Genomic DNA, 2,065 nt, shown 5'->3' on the forward strand with positions numbered 1-2,065 from the left:
CGCCGATCGCGATCGGCGGTCAGGCGAAGGTCACCGGCGCGCGACACAAGGCGACCGGGCAACGGGTAGCCGTGAAGCAGCTCCGCTTCCGCGACGCAGCCGCTCTCTCTCGCATGCGCCGTGAAGTCGAGGCCGGCCGCCGATTCGGCCAGCTCCCGCACGTCATGCCTGTGCTCGACTCCGGCGAGGACTGGCTCGTCATGCCACTCGCCGACGCCACTGCGGAGTCTCGAGTGGCGATACTCGCCGACCCAGTCGAGTTGCGCCGCCTGGTGACCGCTGTCTGCCTGGCACTGCGCGAACCGCACCGCGAGGGCTGGATCCACCGCGATCTGAATCCGCGAAACGTTCTGGAACTGAACGGCGACTGGGTCGTGGGCGACTGGGGGCTCGGGCGCCGGCCACGAGGGCAATCAAGCGATCCCCGTCATACCCAGACGGGTAGTTCCTTCGGCACCGACGGATTCGCCGCCCCCGAGATGTACGACGACGCGCACGCCGTCGGGCCACAAGCCGACGTCTACAGCATCGGACGGATCATCGCGTGGGCCCTGACCGGCACCTGGCCCCGGCGGTACGAGCCGTTGCTCCCCGACGGGCCATGGCGGACTATCGTCTGGCAGTCGACACACCGGTCACCGGACCGCCGGCCGCCGACGACCGACGATCTTCTCCTGCTGATCCGGTCCGAGCTGGACGGAACGACCGCCTCGCCCACCGAACGCGGTCGACGGCTGCTGGCCGCAGCGACCGCTGGGGACGCGGCGGCGCCCGGGCAACTGTTCGAGCTTCTCGCCTCGGGCCAAGGCGACGACGAATTGCTCGGTCAGGTGGCCGCACGCCTCACGGGTGAGCCGCTCCGGCGCGCGCTCACCGCGGATCTGCCGGTCGCGCGGGAGGTCGTGTCGGCACTGAGAGCCGCGTGTTCCGACGAGCAGGTGCCGGGCACCGGGGACGGGGCGAACGACCGGGTCATCAGCTGGCTGCTGGACGTAGCGAACCAGGCCGACGAGCTGGATGACTGGGACCTGCTGGACCTGGCCGTTGATGCCATCACCGAGCTGGTCGGCGAGATGACTAGCCTGCCGGTTAGCCAGGCCATCGGCGACTGGTTCGCCAGTCGCGAGCAGCACTGCGCGGCGACAGTCGCGGCGGCGTTGCGCCGCCGAGTCCCGGCCGCGCGGCTCTTCGCCGCTCTCTAGCTGAGCGCCCCATGATCGACCCGCGGATCCGGGCTGCATTGAGCGGTGAGTCGACACGCAGTGGCCCTCGCCACGGAGCCGCATCCAGCCGGGATCTCGAACATTTCCGCACCGGACGCGCCCGTGGGCGCCCGCGGCGAGCCTGGGGCACCCCGCGACGACAGATCACCACCGTGCTTACGCTGCTTGCTCTGATCAGCGCATCGATGATCGTCATTCTCACAAGCCGCCACAATGGCACTGGCTCGCAAAGCGGCACCAACGCTCCGAGCGACCGCAGCTCCCCGAGCAGCAGCGCCTCGGACGCCAGCATCATCGGATTGCCCACCGTACCGAGCGAGCTGGCCGACGACGACGCCATGCGGGCGTTCGTCGCTGGCTGGGACGCATATCCCGGCTGGGTCACCTGCCGGACCGGCGCCGACGAGACCCTGCTGACGGGAAGCTTCCCCGCATCTCCAGCCGAGCCGGTGGCACCCACCCACAGCCTCTACTGCAGCATCGGCGGGACCCTCACGGTCATGTTCGCCAGCTTCACAAAGCGCGGGCAGTATGAGGCGGTCGCACCGCACTATTTCGATGCACCGGCAGCCCGGAGGGAAGGGCAGGAGACGCCCGCGGCCAGCACGCATATCTTCGCCTGGAGCTCGACGCAGCGTGCCCTGGTCTGGGCCGATCCCGATAACTTCCTCATCGGCGTTCTTGTCACCGACAATGATTCGACAGACCTTGCCAGGGTCTGGCGCCAGTACGACTCCTGAGGCGATGCCGTGAAGCTTAAGTCGATCTTTCCGGTATTGGATCATGTGGGGGTGGGGTGAGTGGGTAGAGCCCAGGGCCGCGCAGAGATCACGCTACGCTGT

2 protein-coding genes are annotated in these 2,065 nt (G+C 68.5%); both read left to right on the top strand.

Annotated features, from left to right (window positions below):
• Window positions 1-1,202, top strand: a 1,202-nt coding sequence (locus tag AC08ON_RS13995; RefSeq protein ID WP_476617130.1) for a protein kinase domain-containing protein, incomplete at its 5' end; no start/stop codon positions are given.
• 173 nt (window positions 1,203-1,375) lie between these two features.
• A complete protein-coding gene (locus AC08ON_RS14000) occupies window positions 1,376-1,963 on the top strand; it encodes a hypothetical protein (RefSeq protein WP_476607947.1) in 588 nt (195 codons plus the stop codon).
• Window positions 1,964-2,065 lie beyond the last annotated feature (102 nt).

The sequence above is a fragment of the Frankia sp. CoWAU3 genome, from assembly GCF_977971855.1.